Annotated in this window: 2 protein-coding genes and 2 pseudogenes; 2 read left to right on the top strand and 2 right to left on the bottom strand. The window is 56.2% G+C overall.

What is annotated here, in order from left to right:
- On the bottom strand, positions 1–208 hold a 208-nt coding region (locus ASG39_RS10700), incomplete at its 3' end, for a transposase (RefSeq protein WP_156468124.1).
- An 81-nt stretch (positions 209–289) separates the two neighbouring features.
- Here ASG39_RS10700 and ASG39_RS24340 point away from each other — a divergent pair.
- A pseudogene (locus ASG39_RS24340) lies at positions 290–532 on the top strand (transposase); the annotation flags it as partial.
- Positions 533–1,049: 517 nt separating this feature from the next.
- On the opposite strand, the pseudogene ASG39_RS10690 reads toward ASG39_RS24340, so the two are convergent.
- Positions 1,050–1,483 (bottom strand): annotated as a pseudogene (locus ASG39_RS10690) (LysR substrate-binding domain-containing protein); the annotation flags it as partial.
- Between the two features lie 70 nt (positions 1,484–1,553).
- Here ASG39_RS10690 and ASG39_RS10685 point away from each other — a divergent pair.
- On the top strand, positions 1,554–1,829 hold the full coding sequence (locus ASG39_RS10685) for an antibiotic biosynthesis monooxygenase (RefSeq protein WP_244481211.1): 276 nt from the start codon (positions 1,554–1,556) through the stop codon (positions 1,827–1,829).
- The last annotated feature ends 740 nt before the right edge of the window (positions 1,830–2,569 follow it).

The raw sequence follows: 2,569 nt of genomic DNA, 5'->3' as shown, positions 1-2,569 counted from the left end.
GCCGGCTCCAACGGATGAAGCGATTGTAGATGGTCTTGTGCGGCCCGTATTCACGCGGCACGTCGCGCCACCGCAGGCCGTTGCGCAAGACGAAAATGACGCCGCTCAACACCAGGCGGTCATCAACACGCGGCACGCCATGTGACAGCGGGAAGAAAGGTTCAATCCGGCGCATCTGCGCCTCCGACAACAGCATCAGGTCACTCATGGAAGCGTCTCCTTCCGATCCCAGTGAATCAAAACGCAGAGCGCACCGCAAGAGATTAATAGGTCCTGAGCCTAGGAGACCAAGGTCGAATGGCACTACATCGCACCAGGCAAGCCGATGCAGAACGGCTTCGTCGAAAGCTTCAACGGCAGCTTCCGCGACGAATGCCTGAACGAGACACTGTTCTCGTCGCTCGCTCAGGCCCGCGCCGTAATCACAGCATAGAAGGAGGATTACAACAGGAACAGACCGCACTCGTCGCTGGGCAATCTCACACCCAGCGAGCTCGCAATGAAAATGGCACTGGAAAAACAGGCCGCATGAGCCCAGATTGAAAACCCAAGACTCTCCCGAAAATTCGAGGGAAGTCGGGTCTCAGGTCACCCTCTGCACAGTTATCGAGAATTTGCGTCACAGCTTACTGCATCTGCTTGAACCCGGCGCATCGCTTCGACCACAAGGACAAGCATCATGATCGCTACCGCGACCGTTCCAGTAAATCGCGATGGTGAGATCCCGCCGACCCGCAGCTTCGCTTCACTTGCTACATCTTCCTGCGCTGGAAACGACAGGGGGAGTTGAAGAACGGGCGGGACAAGCGCAATTCGATGATGACAGAAGCTATGAGGCGTCCTCGCTTTCAACCGTGAAGCCAACACGTAAGTTGGCAACTGTTGGCAGGATCCGACCGTCAGCTTGAAAATCAGTAACAGGGCGTCTTTCTCAAAGGCGCTCTGTTCTGTGAGCGTGAACGGCGGTCAGTACTTCGGCCATGGCAAGGCGAGCCTATATTGGCAAGAAATCTCCACGCCAGCTTCAGGCAGGTAGGAGGCGTTTCGGGCTAGAACGGCTCAATTAGATGGTCCAGTAATGCGCGAACGGCGGGGTTGGTGCGGCGGCTCTCGGGCCAGACTGCCGTGATGTTGTGCCGCTCCACGGCGAAGTGGGACAGGATAGCGACCAACTCTCCTCGCTTGAGCCAGGGAGCGGCCATGAAGGCCGTTGCCATTCTCCGATGCAAGCGTCTGCGGCGATCGTCGTTAAGTTAGCCTCGCTCGCATCCGCGATCACGCCCGAGGACGGCACTATTTAGATCTCACGATCGCCAATCCGGAAAGGCCAGAGAAACACCTGGCCGGTGCTTTGGTAACGCAGATTTACCGTCTCGTGCGCTTCCAGTTCATCGGAGTGCTTTGGTGTGCCTTGCAAAGCCAGAGACGCGGGCGAAGCGTAGCAACAGAGCCGATGGGGCGAAAGCCGTCGCGAGATAAAGCGCCGTCTGATCACCCCAAGACCCGGATCGACTGAAGTCGGCGATCCGGGCCAAAGCCGAAAGAACGTCATCATGCTGATCGTAACGGGGCACATGTACGTCGATCATCTTGAACTCGCCCAGTTCCTCCCCGATCTGGAAGTGCTTGCGGCAGCAATGCGACACCGTCGCGGCAACATCGCGTATGACCTCGCGGTGGCCGACCCGTTGGCCGGACGATTGCTCGTTCGGAGCGTTGGTCAGATCAATCCGCGCTCAGCGCTCACCTCGATGCCGTCGACACCGTGGCACTCGTCAGCCGATGGCAAGGTCGGATACGCGGAGACGTTCTCAACTACGATGTCTTGAACGAACGCGATGTCACGGAAACATAAGTTGTATTGAATCTGCTATTGGCCGAATTTAGAAAACTGCACCTCATGCCCATGTCTGCTCTCGCGTTTGCGCAACCCACTTCAGACTGTCCGCTGTCGGCCCCATACCGGCCATCGCTGAGCGAAACTTCCCTGCATTAAAAATTCTTTGCACTTGATCGGCGGGGTCAGCGGTTCGTACACATCCAAGGCGTCGGAGCCCGGAGCGGCTGTTTTACGGAAGTAATCTCCGCTCATCACAGGCGCCAAACATTCAAATTCTATCAGAGCGCTGGCGTAGGTGACGCACCACTATCGAAATTATTCTGAACCCGACCGCGCGCATGCTTCGGATTCACTCTGCCGCTGTTTGCGATGCCGACTTGAGACCAAGAGCTTAGGAAGTCGCACCACTCTTACTCTAGCTCACCCGATCGCAATCCTCTCTTTGATACAGGCTTTTCGCTTTCATTCCCGTACGCCCTGCACCGCACGTTGGTGCATGTGGGAAAGTTACCATCAGGCGCATGTAAGCCCTTGTAAGCAATCTCATTTGACGTATTTCAGTTTCTCCTTCGGGAATTTTTGCGCGCCGGAATGTCATGCCTCGACGCTGCTAATGATTGCAATGCGAGTGTGTTGATTTCCACTGAGAGCTGACCCGGCATTTCCACCGAGAAGTGACCCGCCTTAGGTATCGTTTGTGTTGGTCGTAGTGGTCAAGTTCCTGCGTTT

It is taken from the genome of Rhizobium sp. Leaf371 (assembly GCF_001424045.1).
GTDB lineage: Bacteria > Pseudomonadota > Alphaproteobacteria > Rhizobiales > Rhizobiaceae > Ferranicluibacter.
This window is presented reverse-complemented; position numbering and strand designations above follow the sequence as displayed.